Source organism: Mycolicibacterium aubagnense (assembly GCF_010730955.1).
Classification (GTDB): Bacteria; Actinomycetota; Actinomycetes; order Mycobacteriales; family Mycobacteriaceae; genus Mycobacterium; species Mycobacterium aubagnense.
This window is the reverse complement of sequence record NZ_AP022577.1, coordinates 2,889,432-2,905,773: the sequence shown is the minus strand read 5'-3', so window position 1 is coordinate 2,905,773 and position 16,342 is coordinate 2,889,432. Positions and strand designations below refer to the sequence as shown.

The window sequence follows — 16,342 nt, the reverse complement described above, 5'->3', positions numbered from 1 at the left end:
CCCGCGTCTGCCCATCAGAAGGTGCGCGTAGGTTCCTCGCTTTCCGTCAGAACGTGCGGTTCATGATGCGCCACCAGCGCGTGCGGCGCATCGCGAACTCGCGGCACATGAACCAGTTGCGCGACTTTCCGTGGCGCGGAAGGGTTGCCTAACCATGTGCACAATCCGCTGCACGTCGGCGAGGGTCGGCATGAAATGGGCACTGTGACATTGCTTTTCACGCAACCTGAGCAGGCTCCACTTCTGCCGAGACCGCACAGCGTAGGCAGGTGACCGTCTCGAAGGTGAAGTCGCCGCACCGGGGGCAGAAGAAGTCGAGCATGTGGCGTGCCTCTCTGAGGGAACAGTGGTGGCACGTCTCTACCCGGCTGTCCGCACGGCGAAACCGCGCGTGTGCTGGTTGGCAGTCAGTTCACAGCAACGGCGTTGGAGCGCCTACACCGCGCGGATCAAGCGCGACGGGGCGCGGCGAGGCGCTCGCCGCGGAGCAGGTCGACCTCGGGGAGTTCCAGGGGCGGCAGGTCGCCGACGACCTGGGACAGCAGGTAGTCGGCCAGCTCCGGGTTGCGGGCCAGGCATGGGCCATGGAGGTAGGTGGCGACCACGCTGCCCTGCACGACGCCGTCGTAGCCGGAACCCGCGCGGTTGCCGGCGCCCTTCTCGACGCGGGCCAGCGGCTGGGCCAGCGGCCCGAGATCGGTTCCGCCGCGGTGGTTTTCGAAGCCGGTGAGCTTCTGGGCAAGCCCGTCGATCACTGGAACGGAGGTCACTTCGCCGATGGTGCGCTCGGGCTGGGGGGAGGTCGTGACGTCGAGCAGCCCGACGCCGTCGACGCGCTCGCCCGACGACGTTTCATACCAGTGTCCGAGCACCTGGATGGCGGCGCAGATGGCCAGCACCGGCGCGCCGCGCTCGGCCGCGCGCTGCAGACCCGGGTACTGCAGCAGATGCCGGGTCGCGAGGCGCTGCGCGTAGTCCTCGGCGCCGCCGAGGGTGTAGAGGTCCATCGAATCCGGCACCGGGTCGTTCAGGGTGATCTCGACGATCTCTGCGTCAATTCCCCTGAGCCGCAAGCGCTGTCGCAGGACGACGGCATTGCCACCGTCGCCGTAGGTGCCCATGACGTCGGGTAATACCAGGCCGATCTGAACGGGGGCCGTTTTGCTCCTCGCGTCCGGAGTCATGCCAGCTCCCGGTTCAACTGCAGGAACGCCGTGTAGTTCGCGATCACCTCGACGTGCCCGGGCGGGCACGACTTGATGGCGGCCACGGTGTCGTGCACCAGCGTGTGGTCGACACCCGCATAGCCCAGCCGCACCGCGAGATCGGTGCCGCGCTCGCCGGCCGACACGATGGGCGCCGGGAAGTCGACGAAGTGCTCGAAGTTCACGTCCCACAGCCAGGACAGGTCCTCGCCGTCGGGCACCTGACCGTTCACCGAGATAACCGCTCCCGCAACATCACTGGAGACCATAGACAGCGCCTCCTGCCAGCCGGCGGGGTTCTTGGCCAGCAGCATGCGGACGGTGTGCTCGCCGACCTGCAGGGTCCGGTACCGTCCGGCGACCTCGTCGACCGTCGACACAGCGGCCACCGCGGCGGCGGGCGACGCGCCCAACGCGACCGCCGCGGCCACGGCCTGCGTGGCGTTGCCGCGGTTCACCGTGCCCGGCAAGGCCAGCGTCATCGGCGCGGTAAAGCCTTCCGGCCCATAGATGTTCGTCTCGTCGTACCACCACTGCGGTGTCGGCCGGGAAAAGTCGGTGCCGGTCGAATGCCAGTGCCCGTTCTCCCGGACGATCACCTCGCCGCTGCGCGGACAGCTCACCGAGTCGCCCGACCAACCGCCGCCGGCGGCCACCCACACCACGTTGGGACAGTCGTATGCCGCCGAGGTCACCAGCACATCGTCACAGTTGGCGACCACCACGGCATTCGGGTGACGGGTCAGCCCGGCCCGTAACGTCCGCTCGATGTGGTTGATCTCGCCGACGCGGTCCAGCTGGTCGCGAGACAGGTTGAGCAACACGATCACCGAGGGGTCCACCGCATCGGACACGTGCGGCACGTGCATCTCGTCGACCTCGAGCGCGGCCAGGGTCGCCGTGCGCGACCCGGCCAGCGCGGCGATCAGCCCGGCGTCCATGTTGGCGCCCTCGCTGTTGGAGGCCACGGGCCCGATGGTCGTCAGCGCCGCGGCCGTCATTCGCGTGGTCGTGGACTTGCCGTTGGTGCCGGTGACGACGACAGAGCGCCGTCCGGAACCGAGTTGTCCGAGAATCGAGGGGTCCAGCTTCATGGCGACGAGCCCGCCGATCATGGCGCCCGCACCGCGCCCCGTCACGCGCGACGCCCACCGGGCGGCGGCGCCCGCGCCCAGCGCGACGCGTCCTCGTGCGGTGATCATCCCCGGAATTCTAGGAGGACGGCCCCGAATGTGACGACACGTGTGAGGGCGCCCACTCGAGTCCTACGGCAGACGGACACTCGGACGCTTGCGCACGATGCCGTCGTCGAGCATCTGCTGGAAGTGGTCGGTGACGGTCTGCTCGATGGGCCGGTACACCAACCCGAGCTCGCTCTGGCTGCGGCTGGCGTCGAAGACCAGGGGGTAGCCCACGTTGGTGTCGACGAACTCGCGCGTCAGCCCGATGACCGGTGCGACGGCCTTCACGGCGACCTTGGGCACGTTCAGCCACGGGAACGGATAGAGCACGCCGAACTTGGCGCGCAGGATCTGGCCGATCTCCAGCAGGCTGAGCGAGGCGGCATTGACGAGGTAGCGGCCGTGCGCTTCGGGGGTGTAGCCGGCGCGCAGGTGCGCATCTGCGACATCGCGGACGTCCACCACGCCCATGGTCAACTCGGGTGCACCGGTCAGCATCGTGCCGTCGGCGAACTGCTTCATGGTGGCCAGGCTGGCCGAGTCGCTGGCGCTCGTCAGTGCGGGGCCGAGCACCAGGCCGGGGTGGATGGTGACGAGGTCCCAGCGGTCCTGCGCCTTCTGGTAGCGCCAGGCCTCCTGCTCGGCCACGGTCTTGGAATACGAATACGGCTGGTGGTCGACGCTGCTGGTGGTGTTCCACTGGTCCTCGGTGAAGACGCCGCCAGGCACGTCGCGTGATTCCCGGGCATCGCCGTAGATCGCGACCACGCTGCTGGTCAGCACCACGCGCTTGACGCTCTCGGTGCGGTTCACCGAATCCAGCACGTTGCGGGTGCCTTCCAGCGCCGGGCGGACGAGCGACTCCTGCGGGTCGGTGACTCCCTGGAGGAGGAATGGCGACGCGGTGTGCATGACGAGCTGGCAGCCGGCCATCGCCTCGTCGAAACTGCCGATGTCAAGCAGGTCGGCCTTGAAGAGTGTGAGCTTGCCGGGGTGGTCGGCCGACAGTTTGTGGAGGTGCTCCAGGCCGGTCGGCTTCTGCGGATTGCGCACCGTGCCGTGCACGGTGTGCCCGGCTTCGAGCAGGTACCGGACGATCCAGCTGCCGATGTACCCGCTGGCGCCTGTGACGAGTACCGGTGCACTCGGGTCGATCGTGGTTGCGGTCATGGTGGTGACGATAGCGGCGACCGCCTCTCGGGTGGGTGGATCGTACGTGAACCGATGGGGCGACACGCTGCGGCGGCCGTGGGATATCGCTCGACTTGTCGGGGCGCCGTGCCATCCTTGCCACGTGGGCGAAACCAACCTCGGCTGGGGCCGACCGGCCACCGAGCCGGGCGCGGGTTGGGCTGTCGTCGATGTCGAGACGTCGGGTTTCGATCCCGGCCATGCGCGGGTCATCAGCGTCGCCGCGCTGGCCCTCGGGGATGACGGGAACGTCGAGCACTCCTTCAGCAGCCTGCTGAATCCGGGAGTGGATCCCGGCCCCACCCACGTGCACGGATTGACCTCCGAGATGCTGGCGGGTCAGCCCGCCTTCGGTGACGTTGTCGGTGATCTGGTCGCCGTGCTGTCCGGCCGCACGCTGGTGGCCCACAACGCCGGATTCGACTACTCCTTCCTGGCCGCCGAATGCGAACGCGTCGGCGCCGTGCTGCCCGTCGACAGCGTCATGTGCACCGTCGAGCTGACGCGCCGTCTCAACCTCGGGACTGAGAACCTTCGCCTGGAGACCCTGGCGACGTACTACGGCGCGACGCAGATTCGCCCGCATGATGCGCTGGACGACGCCATGGTGCTGGCCCAGATCCTCAAACCGGCACTGGCCGCGGCGCGCGAGCACCGGCGCTGGCTGCCGATCCGCAATGTGGGGCGCAAGCGCTGGCCCAGCGGCGCCATCACCCACGACGAACTTCGGCCGCTGAAGGTGCTGGCCTCGCGGCTGCCCTGTGCCTATACCAACCCCGGCCGGTTCGTGCCGGGCCAGCCGTTGGTGCAGGGCATGCGAGTGGCGCTGTCGGGCGAGATGGTGCGCACCCACGAAGAAGCGATCGAGCGCATCGTGCATGTCGGGCTGTCCTACTCCGACAGCGTCGACGCCCAGACGTCGCTGGTCATCTGCAACGACCCGGTGCCTGCTCAGGGCAAGGGCTACCAGGCGAGGGAGCTCGGGGTGCCGCTGGTTTCCGACACGGACTTCATGACGCTGCTCGGCCACGTCGTCGGCGGGTCGGATGTCGAGGAATTCGTCGACCGGACGCCGGCAGGCGATCAGTTCATGTTGTTCTAGCTAGCCGGCCGCCAAAAAACTTTGGTCACTTTGTTTTCGCTGTTCACGGTGGGTAACTAGCGTCACACGCCGCGACGGCTTCTTGTCAGTGCTTCGAACTAGTGTTAGTGATCGGGCCACCATCTTCGCCGCCTATACAGCGGCCGAGGATGTTGTCACCGAGCTCAACGGGTTCGACTACACAGCGGCCTATCGGCCGCCTATCAACTCGAACTGCTCTCCCGCCGGGAAGCGCTACTGCGCCGGTTCCCCGTCGCCGACCACGCTCTGTTGGCCGGCCTACATGCTCAAAGCACGCCGAAAGAGATCGGCGCGAAAAACTGGGCCGATGTGCTGCGCATCCGGCTGCATATCGGCAGCGAGGATGCCCGACGCCGGATCCGCCGGCCCCGACGGCCGCACCCACTGGACCCCACCACCACTGTTGGACGTCGGCCAACCACGAACCAACCAGTACCACCATCCGACGCTCTACCCGACCGAGGGTGAGGACACCGATGGCAAAAGTCACAGTCCTGCAAGATGATTCGTCGTTGCCGCTACCGAGCGCGGTACGGCGTAGCGCAACGGTGTCCAGCGCTGGAAGTGCGGTTCAGCCAGCGATCCGCCGGCTGAACGTGCCGTGGAACCCGATCGGCAGATGGTGTTCCAGGTGCGCGGTGGCCAGCGGACCGTCCTCGATGGTGCGGGCGTCGAAGATCACCAATTGCGAATGATGGCTCCGCAGATCGTGATTGAGCACCAGTAGCCAGCCGTCGTCTTCGGCGGAAGTGCGGGAGCGAGGCACGAACAACGGCTCGCCGGTCTGGGCCAGCCCGAAATCAAAGGTGCTCTGGACGCCGGTGCGGTGGTCGATGCGCGTCACCGCGTTGTAGTGGCCCACGTCCTCGGTGGCCTTGCAGGCGTAGGTGACGTTGTGCTCCTGTGTGGAACAGCGCCAGTCGTACTGGGGGAATTCCATTGGCGCCGTTGCCGATAGCACGGTCTCGGTGATGCGTCCGGACTTGCTGATGCGGAACCGTGACAGGTGCCCGCGCGGCCATTCGTCGATGGTCAGGTGGGCGCGGGGGTCGGTGGGGTCGGCCGGGTCCTGCCAGGCCTTGCCGAGCTTGTGGAAGATGTCCGAGTCCTCGAACCGGAAGAACTCCACCACGGTGTCCGAGCCGTCTTCGAAGGCGTTGGTGACGTGGACGTGCGTCAGCGCTTCGTGCTCGATGACGCGCGGCTTGGAGCCGTCGCGGGGGACCAGGGCAAACCGCGTCGAGCCGTTGCGGACTTGGTAATCCAGCGACTGTGCCAAGGACCGGGTGCGCAACAGCGTCGGGATGTTGGGTCGCAGCGGATCCAGGACGAACACCATGTGGTTCTCGGTGAGCGCGAAGTCGTGGTTCCACACCATGTCCCACAGCTGCAGCGATCTGATCTGGTGGCTGCGGCCGGCGCGGTCCACCTTGAAACACCGGAGCCGCGGCGTGGGCAGCAGGTCGAGGCCGAAGTTGTATACCTCGCCGGTGTGCGGATCCCACTTGGGATGGGCGGAGAAGGAACCGAGGTAGCCCAGCCGGTCACCGTCAAAGCGCTTGTACCCCAAGGTGTCCAGTGAGTCGGGATCGATCTTGTACGGCGGGCCGCCCTCCCACATGGCGAGCAGTTCACCGCAGATGGTGGCCATATTGGTGTTGCCGGTGTTGGCCGGCGGGAGCAGATTGCCGCGCAGCGTGGGGGCGTTGGTGGTGATGCCGCGCTGGCTCATCACGTCGCCGCCGCGGTACTGCTTGGTGCGCACGTAACGGTTGGTGAAGCGGAGGGTCTTGCCATCGAGGATGAACCGGGACACCATGCCGTCGGCATCGAACATGGTCTTCAACACGGTGTCGCCGACCTCGAACTTGCCGGGCCCGATGCGGAACAGAGTCCCGGTCAATTCCTCCGGCAGGGTGCCGTCGATGTGCCGGACCTGGTAGTCCATTTCGTCGTACAGGGACGCGAACGCGCGGCCATGGAGCTGCTTGAGCGTCGGTTCCGCGGGCACTGTGGCAGTCATGGGACTCCAATCTGATGACGGGTGTCCTCAGTTTTGATCCGCGGGGCATCGCTGTCAAGGGGTCGTGGCGAATGGGCACTCGGCGGGGTGGTGCCGGCGAGTTATGCGCCGAACAGCAGATACAGGCCGGTGAACGTGTAGCCGACCATCACGAGCATCATCGCCAGTTGCCCGGTGAGTTGATGCCGCTTCGGCAGGATGCGCAGCGCGCTGTCATGCGCGGCGATTACCCCGGCGATATGCCCGCCCACCACGAACAGCACCTTGGTCGTGGCCAGCGCCGAAGGGTGCATGGACAGCACGTAGTACACGTGCGCGTCATGCCTGCCCAGAAGCTGGAAGACGGTCTGCTGGCCCTTTTCGACGAGGTAGGTCAGATAGTGCGCGAACACGTAGCCGATGACGATCGGGATGAGGGAGTGCGCCATCAATCCGGGCAGTTGCCGGCGCCGGGCCCGGTCCACCCCGCCCGTGGCGCGGGCGGCGAGGCTGAATGACAGCGCGACCGTCGTGACAAACACAGCCAGTCCAACAGTTTTCAGCGACGTGACCTGCCAGGTGCCGGTCGCGTGCGCCGCCACGAACCCGCGCCATGTCGGCGTGGCCGAGAAGCTGTCGAAAGCTGTCGAGCCCAGCAGCACCGCGAGCACCGTCACCGTGGCGGGCCGAATCGGCAAGGTGGGCAGGTGGTTGAACGGATTGCCGATGGCGATCTGTCCATCGGCGCCCCGCCGCACCGGGGCGCACCGCGAGGCCACGACGCTGTACACCTCGAACGGGTCGGCGTGCGAGCACCACCGGGTGCCGCACGCCGCGGCCCCGGACAGCGTCACCGCGAGGTACACCAACAGCCAGATCCGCACGGCGCCAACCGAACCCGGGTCGGGGCTGGCCAGTTCGAGCCAGACGAACGCGAACAGCCCGGCCGCCGCGGGCCAGTAGCCGAGCCGTGGGGGATACGCATCCCGGCTCAGCCGCAGCAGCCGCATGATGGTCCGTACCGGTGACAGCACCCGCCACACCGGGCCGAAAAACACTGACAGGGCAACGATTCCGACCCACAGCAACACGTAGAACACGCCCGGCAGCGGATTGCCGGAACCCGGCGGTCCGACGACCGCGGCCACCGCGACCCAGCCGGCGAACGCCAGGGCCAGCAGCCCGACCGTCCATCGGGTGGCGGGAGCGTCCACGGCCGTCGTCACCCAGCGCGGCAAGGCGAGTCCTGGCTTCTCCGGATCGAACCGCGGCTTGCGCCAAGCCAGTGCCACCACCGCGAAGGTGAAGGTCAACGCCCACGCCGCGCCGATCAGCGCATAGGTCACAGGGATGGGCAGATCAGTTGACCCGCCCAGCCCGTGAGCCAGGACGGTCTGGGTTACTGCGTCGGGACGCACAGTGCTTACTGCACCGTGATGGTGGCGACCGTCTTGTCCAGGTGGTGCAGTTCGACGTCGACCTTGCCCGGCACGTCCACCGTGAACTGGAACTCCTGGTCCTTCTCCGGCTTGATGTCGAAAGTGTGCTCGGGGTTGGAGTGCACATGCAGCTGGTCGGCGGCATCACTGTTGACGCGGACGATGATCGGCTGGGACAGCTTGGCCTGCACCTGCTGATTGATCGGCGTCGCGGTGCCGCCCGCGATGGTCACGTCGATGTAGACGCGTGCCGGCGGGGCCTGCGGGTTGCTCAGTTGTGTGGTGCCCGTGGCGCCGGCGCTCGAAGAGCTGCCGGACGACGGCTCGTTCTTGCCGCAGCCGGCGAGCGCCAGCGCCACGACGCCGGCCACGGCGAAGGTCTTCACAAAGGTCACGCGGAACCATCCTTATCGGTTGAACCTGATGTCCCGTCGACATCAGCATCGGTCGCGGCACCGTCGGAGTTGGAGCTGTCGTGTGCCCGCCGGTCCTTCATGGCCACCCAGGCCACCACCCCGGCCACGACGAACGCCGGGGCAAACGCCGGCAGTGCCAACAATAGCGAGTGATCGGCCAGATAGGTCACGGCTGTCCGACGGGTTCCCTGGCCTCGGTGGTGCTGAATTCCTCGCGCGAATTGATCCGTCCCGCACCCCAACTCAGCAACGCGACCAGGATCAGAGAGCACACCAGCACGATCATGGAGGCTGCGGGGTACAGCCACGACGGCACGTCGAGGTTGCGTTCGCGCTGCAGGACCTTGATCTCGTCGGTGAAATCGCGGGTCGTCGACAGCGCAGGCGTCTCCTGGGCACCGATGCCGGGGTCGGCGGGCAGGAAGACCGGGACGGCGGCCATGGTCCGGCCGTCCTGCACGCGCAGCACCGTCTTCCAGGTGCCCCAAACGGGGATCGGCCGCGTCGACCGGTAATGGCCGGGACCGACCTGCTGCAGGTGATCGACCACCAGTCCGCGGTCATAGGCGAGCTTGCCCTGCCACGCCATGAGCGTCACCCATTCTGGGTTGTCGCTGATCAGGTTGGCAGGCGTGATCTGGATGTCGGCGTTCACCAGGCGCTGACCCTGCGGGCTCGGTGCATCGGTCAGGGTGATCTGCGCCCGGGCGTGCTCTGGCACGGTGATGTTCAGGCCGTTGGCGACGGCACCGCCGATGACCAGAACGGTGGCGACCACGATGCCGATACCGATCGGACGTGCGGGCAGGCGCTGGCCGGACAGCACGACGGCCAGCAGCGCGCCGCACATGCCCATGAAGATGGCGACCGGCGTCGACATCGACAGTGCCTCACCCCACATGCTAGTGGGCCACGGGGTGCGGAACATGGCGTCGACCCAGAACGACTCGAGCCACATGCCGACGGTGCCCACGCCCAGGCCGGCGACCGCGCCGAACAGGATGGGGCGATTGACAATTGGCGTCAGCCCGATCAGCTCGACGACGATCGCGGAGCCGAGGTAGAGCGCGCACCAGCTGTACGGGGAACCCAACACGGGTCCGACAGCCAGTGCGACGAGTCCGCGGATGAACAACGCGAAGGCGATGGCGCCGAATGTGGAGTAGCGGCCCAGGGTGAGCCGGGTGGCCACCAGCGACATCGACGCCGCGGCAGCGATCAGCATGGGGTGGAACACCAGCCGGAACTGTTCGACACCGAAGTCGTATTCGACGGGGAACACCGACAGGCCGATCACCAGACCGCCGAAGGCGAAGTACGGCAACACTTTGTTGCGGGCGGGCGGTGCATCGGCGCCCATCGCGATATCGCCCTCGCGTTCCAACAGCAACATCGCGACCAGGGACAGTCCGGCACCGCCGATGAGCATCAAATGTGTTGGGCCCCAGAGCGTGACGTCCTGGCCGAAGATGCGGTGCCAGATGTCGTCGAGGGGGAAACCGATCAGCGCGTACAGGCCGCAGCCGGCCATCAGGATGCCGCCGACGGGCGCGTACCAGGTTTTTGTGATCTTGATGGCCGCCGGGCCGGGCTTGTCGTACGGCAGGATGATCGACAGCGATCCGGCGATGAACAGCAGGAACAGACCGACCAGGATGAAGTAGTGCGCGGGGTTGGCCAGCGGGCCGGCATCGCGGCCCTTACCGATGTGCAGGCTGACATCCCAGATGAAGCCGAACATCGCGCAGATGATCGTCGAGATGAACAGCAGTGAGGGTAGGGCCACCCAGCTGGGCCGGTTCATCTTGCGGCCGGCCGCCTCGGCCAGGTCCTGCAGCCAGGTGATGCGGCGTTGCCGATGCAGATAGCCGATCCACAACAGGCCCGCGGTGATGATGCCCGTTGCCACGGACATCCCGATGACCTGGTCGAGGGCAGCGCCCCCGCCTTCGGTTCCGGCCGCGGCCACCACGGTGACCTGCTCGGCGAGCTGTGCTGCCATGTTCCACCCCACTATGTAGATGAACCTGAACCTTACTCGTCGGTAATATTGCCAGAAGACCGCGTTTGAAACGGGAATCCGTCTTCTTCCTCGGATTTTGACATCATGAGCCAGTCGGAGGGAGAGGTTGCGCCAGATGGCTGACGACAGATCGGGCACCGGTTCAGGCGCCGCGCCGCAACGCAGGTATTCCGGCAGGTCAGCGGAGGAGCGGCGGGCCGATCGGCGGCGGCTGCTGCTGGACGCGGCAGAGTCCCTGTGGCGCGAAGGCGGGCTGTCGGCATTGAGCGTCCGCGCCGTCGCGGCCCGCGCCAAACTCACCGACCGCTACTTCTACGAGCAGTTTGCCGGCCTCAGTGCGCTGATCGGCGCCGTGATCGATGACGTGCTCGAGGGGCCCTTCGCCGCGATGCTGGCCAGCGGGAGCGCGCCCGAGTCGGCAACCGTGCAGACCCGGCTGACGCTCGGCCTGGCCGCCTTCATCGAGCACGCCGAGAACGATCCGCTGGCAGTGCGCATCTTCCTGACCGATGCCCGGCATATCGAGTCCGTCGCCGAACACATTCGGGTCGCCCAACATCGGGTGGCCGCCGCGGTCCTGGCCTTACTGCAGCCCAACAAGGATGCTGATCAGGAGAGCTTCGATGCGGCGCTGTTCTGCGTCGGCGGAGTCGCGATACTGCTCAATGAGCGGCTGCTCGACCCCGCGAAAACCGTTACCGCAGAAGACTTTGCCGAGCAGGCGGTGCGGTGGTGCGCCCGGATCTTCAGCGTCGTCGAAGATCCGGGCGTCCCAGAAAGGTGATCAGGACAGCGCTTTGGCCTTGAGCGCGTCGAACTCGGCCTGGCTGATTGTCCCGGCATCCAGTAGGGCTTTCGCGTCGGCGATTTCCTGGGCCGGAGAATGGCCTGCCGCCTCCCGGATGTAGGCGTCGGTCTCTGACTTGGCCGCGGCGGCCGCTTCGCGCGCGCGCTCCGCCATCCCGGGCCCACGCGCGATCAGGTAGATCAGAGCCGTCAACCACGGGAACAAGATCAGGAAGACAACCCACATCGCCTTGGCCCAGCCCGACGTTTTGTGATCACGCCAGAGCAGATCGCCAAGGATCTGGAACAGCACCAGCAGGTACGCGATCCAGGCGAAGATGATCAGGAAGTGCCACAGAAAATCCCAGCTAGATCCCCAGTTCATGGTTTCCCTCCGTGTCGGCGATCGCGCGAAAGCTACGCGACCGTCAGTTAATCACGCGCGGCACGGTTCACGGCAGATACCACGGCCCGCAGTGACGCCGTGGTGATCGACGGCGCGATGCCGACACCCCACACCGACTTGCCACCGATCGAGGCCTCGACATACGCCGCGGCTTGGGCTTCCTCGCCGGCCGACATGGCGTGCTCGGAGTAGTCCAGCACGTCGACGTCGAAGCCGACGGCGCCCAGCGCGTCGATGAAGGCGGCCAGCGGGCCATTGCCGGCGCCGACGATCTCGCGTTCTTCACCGTCGATCTTGACGATCGCGGTGATGGTGTCGGTGCCGCCGTCCTCCTCGGATGCGTCGACCTTCTGACGCATGCGCTCCAGCGGGGTGATGGGCGTCAGGTACTCCTCGTTGAAGACGTCCCACATCTCCTTCGGGGAGACCTCGCCGCCCTCGCCGTCGGTGATCTTCTGGATGGCCTGGCTGAACTCCATCTGCAGCCGGCGCGGCAGCACCAGCCCGTGGTCGGCCTTCATGATGTACGCGACGCCGCCCTTGCCGGACTGCGAGTTCACCCGGATGACGGCCTCGTACGTGCGGCCGACGTCCTTCGGGTCGATGGGCAGATACGGCACCTGCCACAGGATGTCGTCGACGTCGGCGTCGGCGGCATCCGCGTCCACCTTCATCTGGTCCAGGCCCTTGTTGATGGCGTCCTGGTGGCTGCCCGAGAACGCGGTGTACACCAGGTCACCGCCGTAGGGGTGCCGCTCGGCGACCGGCAGCTGGTTGCAGTACTCGACCGTGCGGCGGATCTCGTCGATGTTCGAGAAGTCGATCTGCGGGTCGACGCCGCGGCTGAACAGGTTCAGGCCCAGCGTCACCAGGCACACGTTGCCGGTGCGCTCACCGTTGCCGAACAGGCAGCCCTCGATGCGGTCGGCGCCGGCCAGATAGCCCAGCTCGGCGGCCGCGACGCCCTCGCCGCGGTCGTTGTGCGGGTGCAGGCTCAGGATGATCGAGTCGCGCGGGGCCAGGTGCCGGTTCATCCACTCGATCGAGTCGGCGTAGACGTTCGGGGTGGCCATCTCTACAGTCGCCGGCAGGTTCACGATCAGCGGCCAGTCGGGGGTCGGCTGGACCACTTCGGCCACCGCGTTGCAGACCTCGACGGCGTACTCCAGCTCGGTGCCGGTGTACGACTCGGGCGAGTACTCGAAACGCCACAGCGTGCCGGGGTGCTTCTTGGCCTCCTCGACGCACAGCTGCGCACCGTCGGTGGCGATCTTCTTGACGGCTTCGCGGTCCGCGCGGAAGACCACGCGTCGCTGCAGGATGGACGTCGAGTTGTAGAAGTGCACGATCACGCGCGGGGCGCCGTTGCACGCCTCGAAGGTGCGCGTGATCAGCTCCGGCCGGCACTGCGTCAGCACCTGGATGGTGACGTCGTCGGGGATGGCGCCCTGCTCGATGATCTCGCGGACGAAGTCGAAATCGGTCTGGCTGGCAGACGGGAAGCCGACCTCGATCTCCTTGTAGCCCATGCGGACCAGCAGGTCGAACATCCGGCGCTTGCGCTCCGGGCTCATGGGGTCGATCAGGGCCTGGTTGCCGTCCCGCAGGTCGACGGCGCACCAACCGGGTGCGACGGTGGCGACCTTGTCGGGCCAGGTGCGGTCGAACGGCGGAACGGTCACCGAGCCGGATGCCGGGCTCCCGCCCGGGACCTCGTCGGCAAAGCTGCGGTACCGGCTGACGGGCATCGCGGAATTGCGTTGGGTGTTCCAGGACGGCTGGCCTTCGCGGCGCGGGCCGGACGGGGTGGTGATGGCGCGTACCGACGAGAAGGAGTCGGCAGAAGAATCGGGAGAGTAGGTGGTCACGGTGTTTTGCTCCGGTCTGTCTGGATGGGACCTAGAAGGTCAGGACCGGCGCATCGTCAACCCCCGCGACGGGAGGCCGGTCGGATCAGACCCCGTCGCGGCGTCCGAGGAGGAGCACCCGCGCGATAAACATCAGTGCCGAGTTTACTCCGGTCCAGTAGTTCGCCAAAACCCGGTCAGAGTGTCTCCTGCCAAGTTCCTGGCCAGGTGAAATGGCCGCGGCGCCGACTGTGCCGATACAGTTCGTCCGTGTTGACGAGATGGTTGTTGAGCCTGGACCGGAGCTGGAAGATCGGCATCGCGGTCGCGCTCACCGTCGTCATCGGCCTCGTGGTGTGGCAGACCGAGTTCCGCGGGCCGACGCCGGAGTGCAAGCCGGTGCGCGAGATGCTCGACTACAACAAGGCGCAGGCCGTGCAGATCGAGTCGAAGATCGACAAGAACGGCAACGGAGTTCCGACCATCGCCGAGGAGACGGCGTACCGGGCCTGGGCCGACGGCATGGCAGAGCGGGCGCAGAAGGTCACGGGCGACAAGGTCGCGGCCCACGCGGTGCAGCTGGCGACGCTGGCGTCGCAATTCGCCTCGGCGCTGGACGCCTACCGGATCGCGGCACAGGGCCGGGCGCCCGGGGCACCCGCGCCGACCGAGGCCTACCAGCTGTCAGCGATCAACGCGCAGATCACGGAGCAGATGAAGGCACTGACCGACGCCTGCCCGGCACAGCGCAAGCTGACCGACATCTTCTAGACGGGCCAATTCAGGACGACTTCGTCGAGCGGCAGCCGCGCACGGGGCCGGCCGTCGCGCTCGGCGATGTCGGGACCGGCCGCGGCGTAGTCACCGAGGGTGCCGACGGCGATGACCATCAGCGGGCGCAACGTCTCGGGCAGGCCGAACGCCTCGACGGTGCCCGGTACGTCGAAGCCGGCCATCGGATGGACGATGAGGCCGCGGGACACTGCCTCGACCGACAGATTCGCCATCGCGGAACCGGCGTCCACCGTGCTGTACAGCGCGGTTCTCTCGTCGGGCCCCGCGTCGGCACACAGCAGGATCAGCGCCGACGCGGCCCGGGCGTAGCTGTTACCGCGCCGCAGCAGTCCGGCCAGGGTGACGAACGTCTCGTCACCCCGAACCCCCACGATGAACCGCACGGGTTGGCGCCCGCCCCAGGTGGCCGCCCACCGTGCCGCCTCCAGCAGTGCGGCCAGATCCTCATGCGGCAGTGCGGCATTGGGGTCGAAAGCACGTGGGCTCCAGCGAGCGGCGATGTCGGGATGGATCGGGACCGACGTCGCGGCGAGTCGATCAGACGCGCGATGCACGACTGCCAAGCTACCGGGCAACAAAATTGGCTTCACCCCTCCCTTATCCTTGTGGGCAGCATTGATGCGAATGCAAGCTGGCCAATTCAGAGAAGGAAACGCGAACAGTGGCGCTCGTCGTCCAGAAGTACGGCGGATCCTCGGTGTCGGACGCCGAGCGAATCCGTCGAGTCGCCGAGCGGATCGTCGAAACCAAGAAGGCCGGCAATGACGTCGTCGTCGTGGTCTCGGCCATGGGCGACACCACCGATGATCTGCTGGATCTGGCCCGTCAGGTGTCCCCGGCGCCACCTGCCCGCGAGATGGACATGCTGCTCACCGCAGGTGAGCGCATCTCGAACGCGCTGGTTGCCATGGCCATCGAGTCCCTCGGCGCGCAGGCCCGGTCGTTCACCGGCTCACAGGCCGGCGTGATCACCACTGGCACGCACGGCAACGCCAAGATCATCGACGTCACGCCAACCCGGTTGCGGGAAGCTCTCGACGAGGGCCAGATCGTGCTGGTCGCCGGCTTCCAGGGCGTCAGCCAGGACAGCAAGGACGTCACCACGCTGGGCCGTGGTGGCTCGGACACCACCGCGGTGGCGCTGGCCGCCGCGCTGAACGCCGACGTGTGCGAGATTTACACCGACGTGGACGGCATCTTCACCGCCGATCCGCGCATCGTGCCCAATGCCCGCCACCTGGACACCGTCTCCTTCGAGGAGATGCTGGAAATGGCGGCCTGCGGCGCCAAAGTGTTGATGCTGCGCTGCGTGGAATACGCCCGCCGCTACAACGTTCCGATTCACGTCCGGTCGTCGTACTCCGACAAGACCGGCACCATCGTCAAAGGATCGATCGAGGACATCCCCATGGAAGACGCCATTCTCACCGGAGTTGCCCACGACCGCAGCGAGGCGAAGGTCACCGTCGTCGGTGTGCCTGACGTGCCCGGCTACGCCGCCAAGGTGTTCCGCGCCGTCGCCGACGCTGACGTGAACATCGACATGGTGCTGCAGAACATCTCGAAGGTGGAGGACGGCAAGACCGACATCACCTTCACCTGTTCGCGCGAGAACGGTCCCGGAGCCGTCGAGAAGCTGACGTCGCTGAAGGACGAGATCGGTTTCTCGCAGGTGCTGTACGACGACCACATCGGCAAGGTGTCGCTGGTCGGCGCCGGCATGCGCAGCCACCCGGGAGTCACCGCCAAGTTCTGCGAGACGCTGGCCGAGGTCGGCGTCAACATCGACCTGATCTCCACCTCCGAGATTCGAATCTCGGTGCTGGTCAAGGACACTGAGCTGGACAAGGCTGTCGCGGCGCTGCACGAGGCCTTCGGCTTCGCCAGCGAAGAAGCCGCGGTGGTGTACGGCGGGACGGGGCGCTAGT

At 66.8% G+C, this 16,342-nt stretch carries 15 protein-coding genes; 4 read left to right on the top strand and 11 right to left on the bottom strand.

The window, feature by feature from the left end; genetic code table 11:
* Positions 1 to 449 precede the first annotated feature (449 nt).
* The 3 genes from G6N59_RS14370 to G6N59_RS14360 all read right to left on the bottom strand — a co-directional run bounded on the left by G6N59_RS14370 (position 450) and on the right by G6N59_RS14360 (position 3,556).
* Positions 450 to 1,184 carry a type 1 glutamine amidotransferase gene (locus G6N59_RS14370; protein WP_138232936.1) on the bottom strand — a complete coding sequence of 245 codons (735 nt, stop codon included), beginning with the start codon at positions 1,182 to 1,184 and terminating at the stop codon, positions 450 to 452.
* The gene (locus G6N59_RS14365; protein WP_138232935.1) at positions 1,181 to 2,407 is read right to left on the bottom strand and encodes a Mur ligase family protein; all 1,227 of its coding nucleotides are present in this window, start codon (positions 2,405 to 2,407) and stop codon (positions 1,181 to 1,183) included. Before G6N59_RS14365 ends, G6N59_RS14370 begins: the two co-directional genes overlap by 4 nt.
* A 63-nt stretch (positions 2,408 to 2,470) precedes the next feature.
* On the bottom strand, positions 2,471 to 3,556 hold the full coding sequence (locus G6N59_RS14360) for an SDR family oxidoreductase (RefSeq protein ID WP_197907920.1): 1,086 nt from the start codon (positions 3,554 to 3,556) through the stop codon (positions 2,471 to 2,473).
* A gap of 124 nt (positions 3,557 to 3,680) precedes the next feature.
* Between G6N59_RS14360 and G6N59_RS14355 the strand changes: the two genes are divergently transcribed.
* Positions 3,681 to 4,679 (top strand): DEDDh family exonuclease, encoded by a 999-nt coding sequence (locus G6N59_RS14355; RefSeq protein ID WP_138232934.1) that lies wholly within the window; start codon positions 3,681 to 3,683, stop codon positions 4,677 to 4,679.
* 592 nt (positions 4,680 to 5,271) lie between these two features.
* On the opposite strand, the gene G6N59_RS14350 is transcribed toward G6N59_RS14355, so the two are convergent.
* The 5 genes from G6N59_RS14350 to G6N59_RS14330 all read right to left on the bottom strand — a co-directional run bounded on the left by G6N59_RS14350 (position 5,272) and on the right by G6N59_RS14330 (position 10,559).
* Entirely contained in the window at positions 5,272 to 6,723 is a 1,452-nt protein-coding gene (locus tag G6N59_RS14350) for a carotenoid oxygenase family protein (RefSeq protein WP_234884433.1), read from the bottom strand.
* Positions 6,724 to 6,824: 101 nt separating this feature from the next.
* Positions 6,825 to 8,120, bottom strand: coding sequence for a hypothetical protein (locus G6N59_RS14345; RefSeq protein WP_163911326.1), 1,296 nt, complete (start codon positions 8,118 to 8,120; stop codon positions 6,825 to 6,827).
* 5 nt (positions 8,121 to 8,125) lie between these two features.
* The gene (locus G6N59_RS14340) at positions 8,126 to 8,536 is read right to left on the bottom strand and encodes a hypothetical protein (RefSeq protein ID WP_138232933.1); all 411 of its coding nucleotides are present in this window, start codon (positions 8,534 to 8,536) and stop codon (positions 8,126 to 8,128) included.
* On the bottom strand, positions 8,533 to 8,727 hold the full coding sequence (locus G6N59_RS14335; protein ID WP_138232932.1) for a hypothetical protein: 195 nt from the start codon (positions 8,725 to 8,727) through the stop codon (positions 8,533 to 8,535). The genes G6N59_RS14340 and G6N59_RS14335 overlap by 4 nt, the downstream gene beginning before the upstream one ends.
* Positions 8,724 to 10,559, bottom strand: coding sequence for a hypothetical protein (locus tag G6N59_RS14330; RefSeq protein ID WP_138232931.1), 1,836 nt, complete (start codon positions 10,557 to 10,559; stop codon positions 8,724 to 8,726). The genes G6N59_RS14335 and G6N59_RS14330 overlap by 4 nt, the downstream gene beginning before the upstream one ends.
* Before the next feature lie 136 nt (positions 10,560 to 10,695).
* Between G6N59_RS14330 and G6N59_RS14325 the strand changes: the two genes are divergently transcribed.
* The gene (locus tag G6N59_RS14325; RefSeq protein ID WP_138232930.1) at positions 10,696 to 11,364 is read left to right on the top strand and encodes a TetR/AcrR family transcriptional regulator; all 669 of its coding nucleotides are present in this window, start codon (positions 10,696 to 10,698) and stop codon (positions 11,362 to 11,364) included.
* On the opposite strand, the gene G6N59_RS14320 is transcribed toward G6N59_RS14325, so the two are convergent.
* Both G6N59_RS14320 and leuA read right to left on the bottom strand, forming a co-directional pair.
* Complete coding sequence (locus G6N59_RS14320; RefSeq protein ID WP_138232929.1) at positions 11,365 to 11,751, bottom strand: SHOCT domain-containing protein; 387 nt, start codon at positions 11,749 to 11,751, stop codon at positions 11,365 to 11,367. It lies immediately after the preceding gene.
* Between the two features lie 47 nt (positions 11,752 to 11,798).
* Positions 11,799 to 13,640 (bottom strand): 2-isopropylmalate synthase, encoded by a 1,842-nt coding sequence (gene leuA, locus G6N59_RS14315; protein WP_138232928.1) that lies wholly within the window; start codon positions 13,638 to 13,640, stop codon positions 11,799 to 11,801.
* 249 nt (positions 13,641 to 13,889) lie between these two features.
* On the opposite strand from leuA, the gene G6N59_RS14310 reads away from it, so the two are divergent.
* Positions 13,890 to 14,390 (top strand): hypothetical protein, encoded by a 501-nt coding sequence (locus tag G6N59_RS14310; RefSeq protein ID WP_234884432.1) that lies wholly within the window; start codon positions 13,890 to 13,892, stop codon positions 14,388 to 14,390.
* Here the strand turns inward: G6N59_RS14310 and G6N59_RS14305 are convergent.
* Complete coding sequence (locus G6N59_RS14305) at positions 14,387 to 14,968, bottom strand: nitroreductase family protein (RefSeq protein ID WP_138232927.1); 582 nt, start codon at positions 14,966 to 14,968, stop codon at positions 14,387 to 14,389. The two genes, G6N59_RS14310 and G6N59_RS14305, sit on opposite strands and share 4 nt — an antisense overlap.
* Positions 14,969 to 15,075: 107 nt before the next feature.
* On the opposite strand from G6N59_RS14305, the gene G6N59_RS14300 reads away from it, so the two are divergent.
* A complete protein-coding gene (locus G6N59_RS14300; RefSeq protein ID WP_138232926.1) occupies positions 15,076 to 16,341 on the top strand; it encodes an aspartate kinase in 1,266 nt (421 codons plus the stop codon).
* Position 16,342 lies beyond the last annotated feature (1 nt).